Source organism: Rhizobium johnstonii 3841 (genome assembly GCF_000009265.1).
Taxonomy (GTDB): Bacteria; Pseudomonadota; Alphaproteobacteria; order Rhizobiales; family Rhizobiaceae; genus Rhizobium; species Rhizobium acaciae.
In genome coordinates this window covers 4830115-4848593 of record NC_008380.1, presented here as the reverse complement: position 1 = coordinate 4848593, position 18479 = coordinate 4830115, and the positions used below count along the sequence as shown (strand labels likewise).

The 18479-nt window shown below is 61.6% G+C and carries 19 protein-coding genes; 8 read left to right on the top strand and 11 right to left on the bottom strand.

Annotated features, from left to right (window positions below; translation table 11 throughout):
* Positions 1-41 precede the first annotated feature (41 nt).
* On the bottom strand, positions 42-1256 hold the full coding sequence (locus RL_RS23525; protein WP_011653921.1) for a ubiquinone biosynthesis hydroxylase: 1215 nt from the start codon (positions 1254-1256) through the stop codon (positions 42-44).
* Positions 1257-1339: 83 nt separating this feature from the next.
* Here RL_RS23525 and tesB point away from each other — a divergent pair, with 83 nt between their 5' ends.
* From tesB to RL_RS23495, 6 genes are all read left to right on the top strand, one after another.
* A complete protein-coding gene (gene tesB, locus RL_RS23520) occupies positions 1340-2224 on the top strand; it encodes an acyl-CoA thioesterase II (protein WP_011653920.1) in 885 nt (294 codons plus the stop codon).
* Between the two features lie 211 nt (positions 2225-2435).
* Positions 2436-2786 carry a P-II family nitrogen regulator gene (locus RL_RS23515; RefSeq protein ID WP_003543684.1) on the top strand — a complete coding sequence of 117 codons (351 nt, stop codon included), beginning with the start codon at positions 2436-2438 and terminating at the stop codon, positions 2784-2786.
* A 27-nt stretch (positions 2787-2813) separates the two neighbouring features.
* The gene (locus RL_RS23510; RefSeq protein ID WP_011653919.1) at positions 2814-4241 is read left to right on the top strand and encodes an ammonium transporter; all 1428 of its coding nucleotides are present in this window, start codon (positions 2814-2816) and stop codon (positions 4239-4241) included.
* A gap of 250 nt (positions 4242-4491) precedes the next feature.
* Complete coding sequence (locus RL_RS23505; protein ID WP_011653918.1) at positions 4492-7182, top strand: DNA translocase FtsK; 2691 nt, start codon at positions 4492-4494, stop codon at positions 7180-7182.
* A gap of 139 nt (positions 7183-7321) precedes the next feature.
* Positions 7322-7990: an outer membrane lipoprotein carrier protein LolA gene (locus RL_RS23500; RefSeq protein WP_011653917.1), complete on the top strand. Its 669-nt coding sequence runs from the start codon at positions 7322-7324 to the stop codon at positions 7988-7990.
* Between the two features lie 253 nt (positions 7991-8243).
* A complete protein-coding gene (locus tag RL_RS23495; RefSeq protein WP_011653916.1) occupies positions 8244-9047 on the top strand; it encodes an exodeoxyribonuclease III in 804 nt (267 codons plus the stop codon).
* A 46-nt stretch (positions 9048-9093) separates the two neighbouring features.
* Here RL_RS23495 and RL_RS23490 read toward each other — a convergent pair whose 3' ends face one another.
* Complete coding sequence (locus tag RL_RS23490) at positions 9094-9549, bottom strand: cyclic nucleotide-binding domain-containing protein (protein WP_011653915.1); 456 nt, start codon at positions 9547-9549, stop codon at positions 9094-9096.
* A 139-nt stretch (positions 9550-9688) separates the two neighbouring features.
* Positions 9689-10372 carry a response regulator transcription factor gene (locus RL_RS23485; protein ID WP_011653914.1) on the bottom strand — a complete coding sequence of 228 codons (684 nt, stop codon included), beginning with the start codon at positions 10370-10372 and terminating at the stop codon, positions 9689-9691.
* 166 nt (positions 10373-10538) lie between these two features.
* Between RL_RS23485 and RL_RS23480 the strand changes: the two genes are divergently transcribed.
* Together RL_RS23480 and RL_RS23475 are read left to right on the top strand one after the other, a co-directional pair.
* Positions 10539-11060: a L,D-transpeptidase family protein gene (locus RL_RS23480; protein WP_011653913.1), complete on the top strand. Its 522-nt coding sequence runs from the start codon at positions 10539-10541 to the stop codon at positions 11058-11060.
* A 171-nt stretch (positions 11061-11231) separates the two neighbouring features.
* Complete coding sequence (locus RL_RS23475) at positions 11232-12062, top strand: aldo/keto reductase (protein WP_011653912.1); 831 nt, start codon at positions 11232-11234, stop codon at positions 12060-12062.
* 84 nt (positions 12063-12146) lie between these two features.
* Here RL_RS23475 and RL_RS23470 read toward each other — a convergent pair whose 3' ends face one another.
* From RL_RS23470 to rimM, 8 genes are all read right to left on the bottom strand, one after another.
* The gene (locus tag RL_RS23470) at positions 12147-12500 is read right to left on the bottom strand and encodes a hypothetical protein (RefSeq protein WP_011653911.1); all 354 of its coding nucleotides are present in this window, start codon (positions 12498-12500) and stop codon (positions 12147-12149) included.
* A gap of 320 nt (positions 12501-12820) precedes the next feature.
* Positions 12821-14230, bottom strand: a complete 1410-nt coding sequence (leuC, locus tag RL_RS23465) for a 3-isopropylmalate dehydratase large subunit (protein ID WP_011653910.1) — start codon at positions 14228-14230, stop codon at positions 12821-12823.
* Positions 14231-14297: 67 nt separating this feature from the next.
* Positions 14298-14534 carry a hypothetical protein gene (locus RL_RS40005; protein WP_162039360.1) on the bottom strand — a complete coding sequence of 79 codons (237 nt, stop codon included), beginning with the start codon at positions 14532-14534 and terminating at the stop codon, positions 14298-14300.
* The gene (locus tag RL_RS23460) at positions 14516-15328 is read right to left on the bottom strand and encodes an amino acid ABC transporter permease (protein WP_003543672.1); all 813 of its coding nucleotides are present in this window, start codon (positions 15326-15328) and stop codon (positions 14516-14518) included. Before RL_RS23460 ends, RL_RS40005 begins: the two co-directional genes overlap by 19 nt.
* A gap of 16 nt (positions 15329-15344) precedes the next feature.
* Entirely contained in the window at positions 15345-16142 is a 798-nt protein-coding gene (locus tag RL_RS23455; RefSeq protein WP_011653909.1) for a basic amino acid ABC transporter substrate-binding protein, read from the bottom strand.
* Positions 16143-16287: 145 nt separating this feature from the next.
* The gene (gene rplS / locus RL_RS23450; RefSeq protein ID WP_011653908.1) at positions 16288-16827 is read right to left on the bottom strand and encodes a 50S ribosomal protein L19; all 540 of its coding nucleotides are present in this window, start codon (positions 16825-16827) and stop codon (positions 16288-16290) included.
* 286 nt (positions 16828-17113) lie between these two features.
* The gene (gene trmD, locus RL_RS23445; RefSeq protein WP_011653907.1) at positions 17114-17848 is read right to left on the bottom strand and encodes a tRNA (guanosine(37)-N1)-methyltransferase TrmD; all 735 of its coding nucleotides are present in this window, start codon (positions 17846-17848) and stop codon (positions 17114-17116) included.
* Positions 17845-18414, bottom strand: coding sequence for a ribosome maturation factor RimM (gene rimM, locus RL_RS23440; RefSeq protein ID WP_026158926.1), 570 nt, complete (start codon positions 18412-18414; stop codon positions 17845-17847). The genes trmD and rimM overlap by 4 nt, the downstream gene beginning before the upstream one ends.
* Between the last annotated feature and the right edge of the window lie 65 nt (positions 18415-18479).

Here is an 18479-nt window from a genome sequence, read left to right as displayed (position 1 = left end):
GGCAAAGCGCCAAGCGCTTTTGCCGGGAATTGCGTAAAAGGTTAAATCGTCTGGCCGGCAAGCAGCCGCGGATTGTCTTTTGCCGTCGTTCCGGCCGCCTGGCCGATGAAGAAGGATTTGAGACGCGGCAGCCGGTCGACGATGCCGAGGCCGACGTCGCGGGCGATGCGGATCGGCGTCGCGTCGTTGGAGAAGAGCCGGTTCAGCACGTCGGTCGTCACTCCCATGCGGAAAGTGTCGAAGCGCCGCCAGGTCTGGTAGCGCTCGAGAATGTTGATCGAGCCGATATCGAGGCCGAGGCGGTCGGCCTCCACCACGGTTTCGGCGAGTGCCGCCACATCCTTGAAGCCGAGATTGAGGCCCTGACCCGAAATCGGGTGGATGCCGTGGGCGGCGTCGCCGGCCAGCGCGAAGCGTGGTGCGACGAAGGAGCGGGCGAGCGTCAGGCCGAGCGGGAAGGCACGCTTGTCGCCGATAACCTTCAGGCTGCCGAGCTTGTGGCCGAAGCGGCGCTCGAGCTCTTCCTCGAAGATCAGGTCGTCTGCAGCGACCAGCCGGTTGGCATCCTGCGTGCGCTCCGTCCAGACGAGCGAGGAGCGGTTGTTCTTGAGCGGCAGAATGGCGAAGGGGCCGGCCGGCAGAAAATGTTCCTCGGCGCAGCCGTCATGCGGCCGCTCGTGTTCGACGGTCGCAACGATGCCGGACTGGCCGTAGTCCCAGGTGACGGTTCTGATGCCGGCGAGATCGCGCAGTTTCGAGCGTACGCCGTCGCAGGCAACCAGCAGCCGGGTTTCCAGCGCGCTGCCGTCCGAAAGCGTGACGGTGACATGGGTGTCGTGGGTCTTCAGCTCCGTGGCGCCGAGCCCGTGGCGGATGTCGATGCCGAGCCGGTCGCAGGCGCCGCGCAGGGCGGCGACCATCACAACATTCGGGATCATGTGGGCGAAAGGCCGGCCATCGGCCACTTCGCCGTCGAAGGTCAGAAAAACCGGACGCACCGGATCGGAGGTCTTGGAATCGGTGACGATCATTTTGGTGATCGGCTGGGCTTCCGGCTCGATCTCGTTCCAGATGCCGAAGACCTCGAGCATCTTCGCCGCCGCCGCGATGATGGCGGAAGCGCGCGTATCGTTTTTCCAGACATGCTCGGGAGCCGCCTCGACGACCGCGACATTCAGATGCGGCGCGGCCTGTTTGACCGCGATAGCGGCGGAAAGGCCGACATAACCCCCGCCCACAACCAGCATGTCCAGCATCGCGCCGCTCCCGTACCTTGTGCCTCAGATGTGCTCTATATAGATCATCGCAACTTCACTTCCTACCGCTGGGAGACATAGAAATGACGGGCGAGACATCGGGGCCTTCGGCGATGGAGACGCTGCTTTCGACGCTCGACCTCGAGCCGATCGAGGTCGATATCTTCCGCGGCCGCAGCCCCAAGGTCGGCTGGCAGCGGGTCTTCGGCGGCCAGGTGATCGGCCAGGCGCTGATGGCGGCGCAGCGCACCATCGAGGGCGAGCGTTTCGTCCATTCGCTGCATGCTTATTTCATGCGTCCCGGCGATCCCACGGTGCCGATCATCTATCAGGCGGAGCGCATCCGCGACGGATCGAGCTTCAACACGCGGCGCGTCGTCGCCATCCAGCATGGCAAGGCGATCTTCGCGCTGTCGGCCTCCTTCCAGGTGGAGGAGCCGGGCTTCGAGCACCAGATCGCGATGCCCGAGGTCGAGATGCCGGAGGCGCTGCTCGGCGAACAGCAGATCAAGGAAGAGTATCTCGCCCACGCGCCGGAAGCGATCCGAAAATACTGGCAGCGTGAGCGGCCGATCGAGATCCGCCCCGTCTCGCTGACGCATTATTTTTCCGACAGGAAGCTCGATCCCAAACAGGACGTCTGGGTGCGCGCTACCGGCCCGGTTCCCGACGACCGGCTCTATCAGGCGGCAGTGCTTGCCTATCTTTCGGACATGACGCTGCTCGATACGTCGCTCTATGCGCACGGAACGTCCATCTTCGACCAGAGCCTGCAGGTGGCGAGCCTCGATCACTCGATGTGGTTCCACAGACCCTGCAAACTCGACGACTGGCTGCTTTATACGCAGGACAGTCCGTCGGCTTCAGGCGCCAGAGGATTAACCCGGGGTAGCCTATTTACACGATCCGGCAACCTGATCGCATCGGTCGCGCAGGAAGGCCTGATTCGTAAAAAGGCAAATGAATAAAAATTGTGCAACTTTATAAATTTGCGCGTTATTTGTGCGCTTATTGGCCAATCATCTGCCTGTTTATTGGCACTCTTTATTATAACCTTTACTTTTCAATAACTTACCACCCGTCTCGAATCTGGCACGTCCCTTGAATGTGTATTGGCCGGTCGCTGTTCAGGAACGTCAGCGGCAAGGAGAGTCGGCTCCGCGCCGAGGATAACGAAGGATGGGAAACCAGATGAAAATTGTGATGGCCATTATCAAGCCGTTCAAGCTCGATGAGGTCCGCGAAGCCCTTACGGCGATCGGTATTCAGGGGCTGACCGTAACCGAGGTGAAGGGCTACGGGCGCCAGAAGGGGCATACCGAAATCTATCGCGGCACCGAATACGCAGTCAGCTTCCTGCCGAAGCTCAAGATCGAAATCGCTGTTGCATCGGAACTCGTCGACAGGGCGGTCGAGGCCATTGCGGCTTCGGCCAAGACCGGCCAGATCGGTGACGGCAAGATCTTCGTCTATTCGATCGACCATGCCGTGCGCATCCGTACGGGCGAAACCGATTCAGAAGCGCTGTAAGAACGGCAGATCAAGGAGCTTTTTCCAATGTCAATTTCGAAGTTTTCTTCCACCTTTGCGCGTGTTTGCGCAGCTTCGGCCGCCCTTCTGGCGCCGGCCGTCGCTTTCGCGCAGGAGGCTGCGCCGGCCGCCACCGCCGCTGCTGCTCCTGCTCTCACCATGGACAAGGGTGATAATACCTGGATGCTCGTCTCCTCGGCGCTCGTCCTTCTGATGACCATCCCGGGCCTTGCGCTTTTCTACGGCGGTCTCGTCCGTGCCAAGAACATGCTCTCGGTGCTGATGCAGGTCTTCATGATCACGGCCGTCGTGGCGCTGATCTGGGTGACCTACGGCTATTCGCTCGCCTTCACCGACGGTGGTTCGCTGAACAGCTTCGTCGGCGGCTTCTCCAAGGCCTTCCTTGCCGGCGTCAACACCTCGTCGCTCGTAGAAACCTTCTCGAAGGGCGTCGCCATTCCGGAATACACCTTCATCGTGTTCCAGATGACGTTTGCCTGCATCACCCCCGGCCTGATCGTCGGCGCATTCGCCGAGCGCGTCAAGTTCTCGGCCGTCATGCTCTTCGTCGTGCTCTGGGTCACCTTCATCTACTTCCCGATGGCACACATGGTCTGGTTCTGGGGCGGTCCGAGCTCCTACACCTCGCCGGCCGGCCTGATCTTCTCCTACGGCGCAATCGACTTTGCCGGCGGCACGGTCGTTCACATCAATGCCGGTATTGCGGGCCTCGTCGGCGCCATCATGCTCGGCAAGCGCACGGGTTATAAGAAGGAAATCATGGCTCCGCACTCGATGACGCTGACCATGGTCGGCGCCTCGCTGCTCTGGGTCGGCTGGTTCGGCTTCAACGCCGGCTCTAACCTCGAAGCCAATGCCTATGCCTCGCTTGCCTTTATCAACACCTTCGTCGCAACGGCTGCTGCCGCTGTGTCCTGGTGCATCGTCGAAAGCCTGACCCGCGGCAAGGCCTCCATGCTCGGTGGTGCTTCCGGTGCGGTCGCCGGTCTCGTTGCCATCACTCCGGCGGCAGGCTTTGCCGGCCCGATGGGTGCGATCGTTCTCGGCCTGATCGTTTCGCCGGTCTGCTACTTCTTCGTCGACGTCGTGAAGAACAAGTTCAACTACGACGACAGCCTCGATGTCTTCGGCGTCCATTGCATCGGCGGTATCATTGGCGCTCTCGGCACCGGTATCCTCGTCAACCCGGCACTCGGTGGTGCAGGCATCGTCGATTATTCCACAGCCGACTTCGCAGCCTCCTATGCCGGCACGGCAACCCAGGTCTGGAACCAGGCCAAGGGCGTGCTGACGACGCTGCTGTGGTCCGGTATCGGCTCGGCGATCCTCTTCAAGATCGTCGACGTCGTCATCGGCCTGCGTGTGACCGTCGAAGCCGAGCGCGAAGGTCTCGACCTTTCGACGCACGGCGAAGCCGCCTACCACTCTTCTTGATCACAGGGTTTGCGGCGCCCGGCAGAAGGGCGCCGCTTCACGGCCCGTCGCGGCCTATCTAACCATAGACCGCATTTGGCCCGGACCTTTCAAGGTTCGGGCCTTTTTCATTTCCCGGTTCGGAATTGTCGTCCAGGCATGCATGGTTAACATCGCTTTAACCCGGCTCTGATTAGGTAGAGCGGACGCATTTTGGCACGGCGAAGCTTCAGCGATTCGCGTGTCCTCAGGCATTGGACGGGTTAGACACATGGCAAGAAGCACGTCGCCGGCAATGGATGGCCGTCCGGATCGGTTCTCCTTCTCGGCATTCATGCTGCGGCAGATCCAGGCGCTTATCGGCTTTGCGATCTTTCTGCTGCTGGCGTTCTGCGTCGCGGCACTGGCGACCTGGAATGTTGCGGATCCGAGCTATTCCTATGCGACCGCCAACCTGCCGACGAATATTCTCGGCTACAGCGGGGCTGCCTTTGCCGATATCGTCATGCAGTTCCTCGGGCTTGCCAGCGTCGTTTCGATGCTGCCGATCGTCGCCTGGGCGCTGACGCTGATCTCGGGTCGCCGCTTCAGCCGGATTCCTGCCCGTGCCGGCGCCTGGTTCGGCGGTTCGGTGCTTTCCTGCGCCGTCCTCGGCTGCTTTCCGCCGCCGCTCACCTGGCCGATCCCGAACGGCATCGGCGGTGTCATCGGCGACATGATCCTGCGTTTTCCCGCACTTTTCGTCGGTGCTTATCCCACAGGCACCTTCGCCATGGTCGTCGGCTGCATCTTCGCCGCGCCGACCGCCTGGCTGATGCTCTTTGCATCAGGCCTTGTCGGCCGCAGCGACGCCGACGAGGAGATCGAGGAAGACTACGTCGATACGCGTAGCAAGGCCCGCGTCGTCGGAGACGAGGACGAGGAGGAAGACGAGTCCCGCTGGGTCGCTCTCAGCGGCGCCGTGACGCATGCCTGGTACATGAGCCAGGCCCGACTGCGCCGGCTGGTCGGCATGGGTCCGCGCAAGCGGCGCCAGGGCGATTACGAATCACCTTATGATTTCAACGATGACGAGTTCGGCACGCTGAACGAGCCCGTTCGCGCCAAGGCGCCGACCGTCCGCGGTGAGCGCATGGAACCCTCGATGGAACCATCGATGGGGGCAAGGACGGCTTCGCCGCGGCGCATCGTCTCCGCGCCGTCGATGTCCATCGATGACGACGATGAGAATGACGACGACCTGCCCTTCGATAACGACATGCCGCCGCGCCCGGCCGATATCCTGCCCGACGACGATGACGACGACTGGATGATTCGCGCGCCGGCAAAAGCGGCCGGCAAGCCGGAACCGCGCGTCGTTCCCGTCGTCGCACGTCCGAAGCCCAGCGCCCGCATCGAGCGGGAGGCGCAGGGTTCGTTTATCCGCCCCGAGGGTTTCCAGCTTCCGTCGATGCATCTGCTCGCCGAACCGAAGAATGTCGTGCGCGACTCCACGCTTTCGGCCGATGCACTGGAGCAGAATGCCCGCATGCTCGAAGGCGTGCTCGAAGATTTCGGCGTCAAGGGCGAGATCATCCATGTCCGTCCCGGTCCCGTCGTCACGCTTTACGAACTGGAGCCGGCGCCCGGCATCAAGTCGTCGCGCGTCATCGGCCTTGCCGACGATATCGCCCGCTCGATGAGCGCCATTGCCGCCCGCGTCGCCGTCGTGCCCGGCCGCAACGCGATCGGCATCGAATTGCCGAACCAGACGCGCGAGACCGTCTATCTGCGTGAACTCATCGCCTCCCGGGATTTCGAGGGCAGCAAGGCGAAGCTCGCCATGGCGCTCGGCAAGACGATCGGCGGCGAAGCCGTGATCGCCGATCTTGCCAAGATGCCGCATCTGCTCGTCGCCGGCACCACCGGCTCCGGCAAGTCGGTCGCCATCAACACAATGATCCTGTCGCTGCTCTACCGCATGACGCCGGAACAGTGCCGGCTGATCATGATCGACCCGAAGATGCTCGAACTGTCCGTCTATGACGGCATCCCGCACCTGCTTTCGCCTGTCGTCACCGATCCGAAGAAGGCCGTCGTCGCGCTCAAATGGACCGTGCGCGAGATGGAAGAGCGCTACAAGAAGATGTCGAAGATCGGCGTCCGCAACATCGACGGCTTCAACACCCGCGTCGAGCAGGCGCTGTCGAAGGGCGAGGCGATCTCGCGCACGGTGCAGACCGGCTTCGACCGCCATACCGGCGAGGCGATGTACGAAACCGAAGAATTCGATCTGCGGCCGATGCCCTACATCGTCGTGATCATCGACGAGATGGCAGACCTGATGATGGTCGCCGGCAAGGATATCGAAGGCGCCGTCCAGCGTCTGGCACAGATGGCCCGTGCGGCCGGCATCCACGTGATCATGGCGACACAGCGTCCGTCGGTCGACGTCATCACCGGCACGATCAAGGCGAACTTCCCGACCCGCATCTCCTTCCAGGTGACCTCGAAGATCGACAGCCGCACCATTCTCGGCGAACAGGGCGCCGAACAGCTGCTCGGCATGGGCGACATGCTCTACATGGCGGGTGGCGGACGTATCCAGCGCGTGCACGGCCCGTTCGTTTCCGATGTCGAGGTGGAAGAGATCGTCTCCTACTTGAAGACTCAGGGCTCGCCGCAATATCTCGACGCGATCACCGCCGATGACGACGAAGACGGCGACTACGGCGGCGGCGGCGGCCCGGCCGGCACGTCCAATCTTTCCGAATCGGAAGATCCCTACGACCAGGCGGTCGCCATCGTGCTGCGCGACGGCAAGGCGTCGACCTCCTACGTCCAGCGCCGGCTTGGTATCGGCTACAACCGTGCTGCCTCGCTCGTCGAGCGCATGGAGAAGGAGGGCATCATCGGACCGGCCAATCATGCCGGCAAACGCGAGATCCTCGTTCCGACCGAAGGCGACATCCTCGACCGCTGACAGAACAGGCATATATTTCCAATACAGCCGCTTTTGCGGAAACCTGATAGCGTCGAAGCCGTTACCTTTCGCAGGCCGATCGCAACGCCTTGAAGACGCCGCCTTTCGGCAGCATGCAGATCGCATAAAGGAGATTTAGATGAGTCACTCCGATACCTTCCTCTCCGGCCTGACGGTAACGCGCCGCGACCTTCTCGGCGCCTTCGCCGTCGCTGCGATGGCGAGCGCCATTCCCCTCGGCGCTTACGCGCAGGCGGCAGCTCCCGCCTCCGGCACCGCGCAGGCGATCGCCGATCATTTCTCCGGCGTCACGACGATGCAGGGCGAATTCGTGCAGTTCGGTCCGCGCGGCGAACAGACCGGCGGCAAGTTCTTCATCCAGCGCCCCGGCAAGTTGCGCTTCAACTATGACGCTCCCTCGCCGATGCGGGTGATCGCCGACGGCAGGAACGTCGCCATCGGCAATACGAAGCTGAAGACCTGGGATCTCTATCCGCTCTCCAAGACGCCGCTCAGCCTGCTCCTGGCGCGGCGTATCGACCTTTCGGCCGGCATGGTGAAGGGCGTGAAGGAAGAGTCTGACCTGACGACGATCGCGCTCGGCAACAATACGGTGTTTGGAAACTCCACCATCACCATGATGTTCGACCCGAAAACCTACGACCTGCGTCAGTGGACGATCACCGACAATCAGGGCAAGGACACCTCGGTGATGATCTTCAACGTCAAAACCGGCATGCAGTTCGACGATCGCGTCTTCCGCGTGCCCTATGAGACCATTCCAGGCACGCCTCAGTCGCGCGACTGAGACCTTTTCGGTTGATCGCCGGCCGCTTTGACCAGATCCGGATGTTTTCAGGCCGATTGGCTTGAAAACATCCGGATCTCAATCAACGATTTGAGCATGATGTCGTCCGAAAACCGCTCACACTTTTCGGCATCATGCTCTTGGCCGGTTCCCTCGCGTCCGCCTTTGTTCTAAAGCCCTTTCATGAAAGCGCATCGCGTGGAAACCGTTGCACGGTTTGCGCGGTACGCGTTGGGCGTGAAAGGGCATGGGCATGGGCTTTTCGATCACCACCTGGAACATCAATTCGGTGCGGCTGCGCATGCCCATCGTCGAGCAGCTCGTTCTCAAGCACAGGCCCGATATTCTCTGCCTGCAGGAAACCAAGGTGACGAACGACCTGTTTCCGGCAGCACCGCTGAGGGCGATGGGTTACAATCACATCATCATCCATGGCCAGAAGGGCTATCACGGCGTGGCGATCGCCTCGCGTATTCCGTTGGCTGAGGATCACCGGCAGGATTATTGCGGCGTCGGCGATGCGCGCCACATCTCTGCTATCTTCGAGCACGGCAATCGTCGAGTCCGGCTGCATAATTTCTATGTCCCGGCCGGCGGCGACGAGCCGGATCGCACGATCAATCCGAAATTCGGCCACAAGCTCGATTTCATCGAGGAGATGAAGCTGCTGAAAGCCAATGGCGAGGCCAACACCTCAGCCATCCTTGTCGGTGACCTCAATATCGCGCCGCTGGAGCATGACGTCTGGTCGCACAAGCAACTTCTGAAGATCGTCAGCCATACGCCTGTCGAAACCGAGGGGCTGCTCGAGGTGATGAAGCGCGGCGCCTGGCTCGATCTGATGCGCCAGCATGTGCCTGAAAACGAGAAACTCTACACCTGGTGGAGCTATCGCGCCAAGGATTGGGAGGCCGCCGATCGCGGCCGTCGTCTCGACCATATCTGGTCGTCGTCGGATCTCGGGCCGCATCTCAAGCGAATCGAAATCCTGAAGGAGGCGCGCGGCTGGGACCGGCCCTCCGACCACGTACCGGTCACGGCGCATTTCGATTTCTAGAGCGATGCGGTTCAGCTTTTCGTAAAGCGGAGAACTGCTCTAGGGATCAACTGAAGCGGTAGAACTGGCTTGCGGCCTTTGCCGCGAGTTCGGCAAGATTGTCGCGGATCCGGTTCTCGATCAGCCGGGCTGCGTCTGGATATTCCTCGATCAGCCGATGAAAGAGGGCGCGGGTAATGCGGATGATGCTGGTGTCCTCGCGCGCTACCGCGGTGAACTTGCGCTCCACCAGCGTCACCAGCGCCAGCTCGGAAACCAGGGTTCCGGGACCGGCGATCCCCTCTGTCCTCTGCATGCCGTCGTTGCTCGTTGCGCTCAGCTCCAGACTGCCGCTGAGGATGACATAGGCGCTCTCGGCGGGCGAGCCCTGGCGAAACAGCATCTGACCGGCAGCGATCATGCGCCGGTCGGCGCCGAAGGCGATCAACCGCAGCTGATCCTCGTTCATGTCCTTGAACAGAGGAAGCTGCGCGAGCATGTGGATGTCGTCGGTCAGCGCCATGCGGGCTTTTCGCCTTAGAGCAATTCCAGCAAAAGTGCTTGGCGGTTTTGCCAGGCCAAGCGTGAAACGCTTTTGCCGGGAATTGCGTGAAAACAAAGAGATAGAGCATTTCCGTGATTCGGAGAAAAACGGAACTGCTCTAGGGTATGATCTTGTAGCCGCCGTTTTCCGTGACGAGGATTTCGGCATTGGAGGGATCGCGCTCGATCTTCTGGCGCAGGCGGTAGACGTGGGTTTCCAGCGTATGCGTCGTCACGCCGGAATTATAGCCCCAGACCTCTTCAAGCAGTACGTCGCGGGTAACGACCTTCTGTTCGGCGCGGTAGAGATAGCGGATGATCGCCGCTTCCTTCTCCGTCAGCCGGATCTTCTGGCCGTTATCGGTGGTCAGGAGCTTCTGGCTCGGCTTGAAGAGGTAGGGGCCGACGGTGAAGGTCGCGTCCTCGCTCTGCTCATGCTGGCGCAACTGCACGCGGATGCGCGCCAGCAGTACGGCGAAGCGGAAAGGCTTGGTGACATAGTCGTTGGCGCCGGCTTCGAGACCGAGGATCGTGTCCGAATCGGTATCGTGGCCAGTCAGCATGATGATCGGTGCCTTGAAGCCGCCCTTGCGCAGCAGCTTCACTGCCTCGCGGCCGTCCATATCGGGCAGGCCGACATCCATGATCAGCAGGTCGATCGGCGTCGAGCGGGCGGTCGCGACACCCTTGCCGGCGTTGGCTTCCTGCAGAACCGTGAATTCCTCATACAGCGACAATTGCTCTGTCAGCGTCTGCCGAAGGTCATCGTCGTCATCCACCAGAAGAATGGTGCGTGCGGTCATGCCGTTTGCGTCCTCATGTTAAGTCCCCTAGTCCTACGCCAAATTCCTGGTTTGGCAAGGATCGGGCAACGGGTGTTGCCGGGCCGGTTTCGATATGATTTCAATCGAAGCCCCAGACAAGGCACGACATGCGAGAAAAATGGAAAAAGCAAGGCAGAGGCCGGGTATGCCGCCGTCGACGATCGTGGTGCGTGCTGCGCCGGGGCGCAAGAGCCGGGCGATCGTCCGGCTTGGCGCCATCACCGTGCCTGCTGCGATCGGCCGCTCCGGCCGCACCGTGATGAAACGCGAGGGCGACGGCGCCACGCCGATCGCCTCGATGCGGCTGATATCGGGTTTCCGGCGCGGCGAGCGGAACGGCCGGCTCGTCACTCCGCTTTCAATACGCCGCATCCGCCCCGACATGCTCTGGTGCGATCAGTCCGACAGTGCCAGCTACAACCGCCTCGTCCGGGCGCCATTCAACGCAAGTCACGAGGAGATGCGGCGCAGCGACGGGCTCTACGATATCTGCCTGGTGATGGACTGGAACATCTCCTCGCGTGCGCGCAATCGCGGCTCGGCGATCTTCTTCCATCTCATCAAGCCGGGCTACGAGCCGACGGCGGGCTGCGTGGCAGTGAGCCTGCGTGACATGCGCCGCCTGCTGCCTCACCTTCGAAAGGGAACGATTGTCCGCGTCGTCTGATTGTCTTCCGGATGCGGTCACCTATATGCTTCCGGTGACCGAACGCTCCGGCTGAATTGCGCAGCAATTGAAAGTGTTACAGCGTCCTTTGCGCGTCTTAAAAGACGCGCGGCGCTGTAAGGGGGCGCAATTCATGCCTCGTCCGATTCTTCAAACTCCCGGAGATATATTGTGACCGCTCAACCTATCATCACTTTCCATGACGGACATTCCATTCCGCAAGTCGGCCTCGGTGTCTGGCAGACGCCGCAGGATATTGCCGCTCCCACCGTGCGTACTGCGATCGCCGCCGGCTATCGCCACATCGATACCGCTTCCGGCTACGACAACGAAGAGGGCGTCGGCGAAGGCATCCGCTCTTCCGGCCTCGACCGCAAGGACATCTTCGTCACCACCAAGCTCAGGAATACCGATCAGGGCTATGACAATACGCTGCGTGCCTTCGACGGCAGCCTGAAAAAGCTCGGTTCCGAGTATGTCGACCTCTACCTCATTCACTGGCCGTCGCCGCATCGCGGCCTCTATACGGAGACCTGGAAGGCTTTCGCCCGCATCCGGGAAGAGGGCCGCGCCCGCTCGATCGGCGTGTCGAATTTCAATCCTGAACATCTCGAGCGCATCATCGGCGAAACCGGCGTCGTTCCCGTCATCAACCAGATCGAGCTGCATCCCGATTTCCAGCAGAAGGCGGCGCAGGAGGTTCACAAGAAGCTTGGTATCGCCACAGAATCCTGGAGCCCGCTTGGCCAGGGCAAGTTCATCTCGAACGCCGATATCGGTGAGATCGCCAAAAAGCATCAAAAGACGCCGGCTCAGGTCATCATCCGATGGCACATCGACACCGGCCTCGTCGTCATCCCGAAATCGGTGACACCGGCGCGCATCGAGGAGAACTTCCAGGTGTTCGACTTCAAGCTTGATGCCGACGACGTGGCCGCGATCGCCAAGCTCGACAGCGCCGGTGCCCGTATGGGACCGGATCCGATGACGGCAACCTTCTGATCGCCGTCTCCATCATTGCCAGCCAATCAGCGGCCGCCTCGGGAGAGATCACCCGCGGCGGCCTTTGTATGCGGGCCTGCCGCTTCAATAGTTACATTTGGACGATCCGTTGGTCGGGGTAAAACCGAAGTTGCAGGCATTGTTCAGGCGCCGCGGACGCCCGATCGAACCGGTATAATCGTCCGAAGCGAAGGCGCGCGAGGGATACCAATAGCCATTCGAGCTCTTGATATAGCCGGGCCGGGCGCTGCTATAGCCGCGATAGCCATTGAGAGACGGTGCCTTGCTTTGCGCGACCTGTTGCCACAAGCCGGAAGAGACCTTGATCGGTGATGCTGCCGGATGGATCGGCGCAGCCGCGGTGGCATCGATCGATGCCAGCGATACGAACAGGCCCAGGATGGTTCGCGGCAGGCGTCCTGCCATTTTCTGTCTCATGGCTATTCTCCCAGATCACACAACGCGGAGCTTTGCTGGCACAACCAGGCGGGTTGATCGCCGGGACCGGCAATGGACGCCCGAAAGCGTGCCTGTCGAAAGTCGCGCGAGATGCGTCTGAAAGCGCCATCTCGATGAAGCCACAGGCATTCTCCGATGTCGATTGCCCGAACGGGTGAAATCAAGAACGCGGGTCATTCACTGACGAGCCCGTGGGAGCATTACCCACCAGGTGCCGAAGGCACGGGGTGCCATAAATGCGAAGCCCACCGATGCGCAGGGGCATCGGTGGGCTTTTGATTGTCATCCGTTTTGACGGATCAGTTCCACTCGCGGATATCGACGAAGTGCCCGGCGATCGCGGCTGCGGCGGCCATTGCCGGCGAGACGAGGTGCGTGCGGCCCTTGAAGCCCTGGCGGCCTTCGAAGTTGCGGTTCGAGGTCGAAGCGCAGCGTTCGCCCGGCTTCAGACGGTCGTCGTTCATCGCAAGGCACATGGAGCAGCCCGGCTCGCGCCAGTCGAAACCGGCGGCCTTGAAGATCTTGTCGAGGCCTTCGGCTTCCGCCTGTTCCTTGACGAGGCCGGAACCCGGCACGATCATCGCGTCGACGGTTGGGGCAACCGTCTTGCCTTCGACGACCTTGGCGACTTCGCGCAGATCCTCGATGCGGCCGTTGGTGCAGGAGCCGATGAAGACGCGGTCCAGCGTGATGTCGGTCATCTTCGTGCCCGGCTTCAGGCCCATATAGTCAAGCGCGCGCCACTTGGAGGTGCGCTTGGTTTCGTCCGGAATGTCATCCGGGTTCGGAACGATGCCCTGAACGGAGATGACATCCTCGGGCGAAGAGCCCCAGGAAACGATCGGCGGCAGGCTGGCGGCGTCGAGCACGACGACACGGTCGTAATGAGCGCCCTCGTCGGTCTGCAGCGTCTTCCAGTAGGCGATTGCCTGTTCCAGCGCCTCGCCCTTCGGCGCGCGCGGCTTGCCCTTGATGTATTCGAAGGTTTTTTCGTCAGGGGCGATCAGGCCGGCGCGGGCGCCGCCTTCGATCGTCATGTTGCAGACGGTCATGCGGCCTTCCATCGACAGCGCGCGGATCGCTTCGCCGGCAAATTCGATGACGTGGCCGGTGCCGCCGGCGGTGCCGATCTCGCCGATGATGGCAAGGATGATGTCCTTGGCGGTGACGTGCGGCGGAAGCTGGCCGTCGACCCGCACCAGCATGTTCTTTGCCTTCTTCTGGATCAGTGTCTGGGTCGCCAGCACATGCTCGACCTCGGAGGTGCCGATGCCGTGCGCCAGCGCGCCGAAGGCGCCATGCGTCGAGGTGTGGCTGTCGCCGCAGACGATTGTCATGCCGGGCAGGGTGAAGCCCTGTTCCGGACCGACGATGTGGACGATGCCCTGGCGCTTGTCGCTTGCCGAATAATATTCGACGCCGAATTCGGCGGCATTGGTCGCCAGCGCTTCCACCTGGATGCGGCTTTCCTCGTTCTTGATGCCGAGATGGCGGTCGGGCGAGGTCGGAACGTTATGGTCGACGACGGCGAGCGTCTTTTCCGGCGCGCGAACCTTGCGGCCGGTCATGCGCAGGCCTTCGAAAGCCTGCGGCGAGGTCACTTCGTGGACCAGGTGGCGGTCGATGTAGAGAAGACAGGTGCCGTCTGCCTGTTCGTCGACCAGATGATCGTCCCAGATCTTGTCGTAGAGGGTACGCGGTGCGCTCATGGCGTTAAGTCCGTTTTTCTAAAGCTTTTGGAAAATCGAGAAATGGCAGATCAGGCTCCGCCGGCCGTCATTCGATCAACGAAGTCGGCTGTTGAGCGCACCGGACACGCATGCAAAAAACCGTGCCGGCAGGCGATAGTGGTCCTGCAGCACGAAAATATGCGCACCAATGCATCTGAACTTGGATTCCATGGCCCTGCATATAGCGATTTTTCGCGGCGGCTTCAATTTGAATCATCAGCAGGCGCTCTGCGGCCTCTCGGCGGCGCGGCGGGCATTGATCGCTTACCGCGACTTCATCCATTTCTCCGTCCGCCGCAGCGCCAGCGACAGGCCGATCGTCAGGATCAGATAGATATAGGTGACGATCGAATAGGTCTCGAAGAAGCGAAAGGAGCCGGCGGCATAGACCTTGCCCATCTGGGTGATGTCGGCGACACCAAGCACGGAGACGAGCGAGCTGTCCTTCACCATCGAGACGAAATCGTTGGAGAGCGGCGGGAAGATCACCCGGATCGCCTGCGGGAAGACGACGGAGCGAAAGCGCCGGTAACGTGACAGGCCAAGCGCCTTGGCCGCCTCGATCTGGCCGAGATCGACCGACTGGAAACCGGCCCGGAAGATTTCGGCGATGAAGGAGGAATAGCCGACCGTCAGCGCGATGATCGCTCGCCACATCAGCGACAGGTCGCGCACCAGAATGGGCTCGGCCATACCTGATGTCACCAGCGGCGAAATCAGGAAGTTGTAGGCTGCGACCAGAGCCGGCGCGCCGACGAAGGCGACGTAGAACAGCAGCACGAGGATCGGTATGCCGCGGATGATCTCGATGTAGAAGCGCGCAATCTGACGCAACACCTGGCTGTCGGCCATGCCAAGCAGGCAGATGCCGAGGCCGAGCACGGTGGCGAGCACGAAGGCGACCAGCGTGACGAAGACGGTGACGCCGACACCGTTGACGACGGTGCGGAAGACCTGGGCATAGATATCGTTGGCGACAATGACGGCGGCAAGCACGATGCCGATCGTGACGAGGGCGACCAGCCACCAGGGATGGTCGTCCTTGACGTGTCTGTCGCGAGATGGTCGCAACGCCATCAGCGGCTGCTCGGCGTCATTCGCCCATCTTGTAGTCGAGGAACCACTTCTTGTTCAGCCCATCCAGCGTACCGTCGGCCTTGAGTGCGGCGATGGCGGCATTGACCGGGGCGACGAGGTCGGACCCCTTCGGGAAGATGAAGCCGAAATCTTCGGTGCCGAGCGGCTCGCCGATCAGCTTCAAGGCGCCGTTCGAGGCGTCGACATAACCCTTGCCGGCGGTGCCGTCGGTCAGCACGACGTCGACGTCGCCGGCCTTCAGGGCCTGGACGGTGGCGCCGAAGGTTTCGAAGAGTTTGATGCGCGGGTTCTGCTCGTTGCCATCAAGCACTTCGTAGACGGCGGTATAGAAGGGCGTGGTGCCGGGTTGTGCGCCGACCAGGCCATCCTTGAATTCGCCGAAGGACTTGGCGTCGGTGAAGCGCTTCTCGTCGCCGCGCACCAGCATGAACTGCTGCGAGCGCATATAGGGATCGGAGAAATCCACCTTCTGCTTGCGGTCTTCCTTGATGGTGATGCCGGTCATGCCGATGTTGTACTGGCCGTCGGACACCGCCTGGATCATCGCGTCCCAGCTGGTGTTCTGGTATTCGACCTTGAAATTCAGCCGCTTGGCGATCTCGTTCATCGCATCATATTCCCAGCCGATCGCCTTGCCGGATTTCGGATCGACGAATTGCAGCGGCGGATAGGCATTCTCGGTGACGACGACGACGCTCTTGCCGCCGAGATCGGGCAGTTCGGCGGCCGATGCGGCGAGGGGTAGAAGAGCAAGGGCGGCGAAGCTCGCAAGAACGGTACGACGAAACAACATTGAACGGTTCCCCAAAATTGAACGGCAAAAACTGTCACGGAAGATAGGCCTGAGGCAAGGCCGCCGGCTGCGCACCGAAGCAAAAAATAGAAAAGGCGACCCGAAGGCCGCCTTTCCAAGCAAAGAATTTTGCGTGGCGCAGATCTTATTCTGCTGCCGGTTCCGCTGCAGCGGCGGCTGCTTCAGCGGCGGCCTTGGCTTCCGCAGCGTCTGCTGCTGCCTTCTCGGCGGCGAGCGCCTGAGCTGCTGCAACCTTTTCAGCTTCGATACGTGCCTTTTCCTCGGCAATGGCGGCGCGCTCGGCGTCGTTGAGCTTGCGGGCGCGGACGCCGGTGTCTTCAACGATACGGGCAGACTTGCCGCGACGGTCGCGCAGGTAATAGAGCTTGGCGCGACGGACCTTACCGCGGCGAACGACGTCGACGCTTTCGATCATCGGCGAGTAGATCGGGAATACGCGCTCGACGCCTTCGCCGTAGGAGATCTTGCGGACCGTGAAGTTTTCCTGCAGGCCGCCGCCGGAGCGGGCGATGCAGACGCCTTCATAGGCCTGAACGCGCGTACGGGTGCCTTCCGTGACCTTCACGTTGACGCGGACGGTGTCGCCCGGGGAAAATTCGGGAAGCGTGCGCTTGGCTTCGATCTTGGCGGCCTGTTCGGCCTCAAGCTGCTGAATGATGTTCATCGTCTTAACCTTTGGTTCTTCTGAAACAGCCAGAGCGCTCGACACTGATCCTTCGGAACTGGCCTCAGGACTTTGCCCGTTAAGGGCGGGAGCGGATTCGCCATTCTTTGTTTGCTGGCAGACGGGGATAAACCCCATTTCCGCGTGCGCCAATACACGAAAGGCCAGGCCTTGTCATCCCTTGGACGGCATTTTTGTGAAAAGGGCTGCGAAATCAGCCGTTTTTCTCACTTTACAGCGCCGCGCGTGTTTTCAGACGCGCAAAGGACGCTGTAGCATTTTGAATCTACGCATCGTGCTTTCCGAAATTCGATCCCGATTTTCCGGGCGATGCGCCGGCCTTTTCCAGCAGATCCGGCCGCCGCTCCCGCGTCAGCCGCACCGCTTCCTGATGCCGCCATTTCTCGATGGCGCCGTGGTTGCCCGAGGTGAGGATCGCGGGGATTTCCCGGCCTTCCCACTCCTGCGGCCGGGTATAATGCGGATGTTCCAGCAGTCCGCCTTCAAAGCTTTCGTGCAGGCCGGAAAGATCGTTGCCCATGACGCCAGGCAGGATGCGGACGATGGCATCGAGCACGGTCAGCGCCGCCGGCTCGCCGCCTGATAGGACGTAGTCGCCGATCGAGACCTCTTCCAGTCCGCGCGCCTCGATCACCCGCTGGTCGACGCCCTCGAAGCGGCCGCAGACGATGATGACCCCGTCGCCCGCCGCGAGTTCGCGCACACGCTCCTGCGTCAGCGGCCGGCCGCGCGGGCTCATCAGCAACCGCGGGCGGGTATCGGTTTCTGAGGCGCTGTCGATCGCACGTGCAAGAACGTCGGCCTTCAGCACCATCCCGGCGCCGCCGCCGGCCGGGGTGTCGTCGACGGTGCGGTGTCTGTCGGTGGCGAAGTCGCGGATCTGAACCGTGTCCAGCGACCATTGCCCCCGCTCCATCGCCTTGCCGGCGAGCGAGAAGCCCAGATGCCCCGGAAACATTTCCGGATAAAGTGTCAGCACGCTCGCCCGGAAAGCCATCATTTCTTCTTTTTCGGCTTGTCGGGAGTGAATTTGGAAAGCTCTTCGGGATCGTCGACCAGCCCCGCCGCCAGCGGATCAATCAGCAGCGTGCCGGCCTCGAGGTCGATCTCCAGCACCGAGGCTTCGGAGAAGGGGATCAGCACCGGGCGCTTGCCCGGGCCTTTGAGTTCCAGCAGGTCGCCGGCGCCGAAATCGAAGACGCCGGTAACCGTGCCATAGCTGACGCCCTTGTCGTCCCGCGCCTCGAGCCCTTCGAGATCGGCATAGTAGAACTCGTCTTCGTCCAGCTCCTCGTCCGGCAGGTTGTCCCGCTCGATATAGAGTTCAAGCCCATTCAGGGCCTCGGCGGCATTGCGGTCGTTGACACCGCGGAAACGGACGACGACGACATTCTTCATCTCGCGGATTTCGAGGACTTCGAAGCTGCGGCCGTCCATGCTGTGCAGATGGCCGTAGTCGCCAAGCGCGCCGGGATCGGCCGTATAGGCCTTGGCGCGCACCTCGCCCCGGAGGCCTTGCGCGCCACCGATCGTCGCCATCAGAACGGGGTTTTCAAGCTTTGTCATGGGTTCCTTCATGTGAAGCCGAAAGACAGGTTTCTCATAAACGAAGTGCGGGCGATTGGAAACGA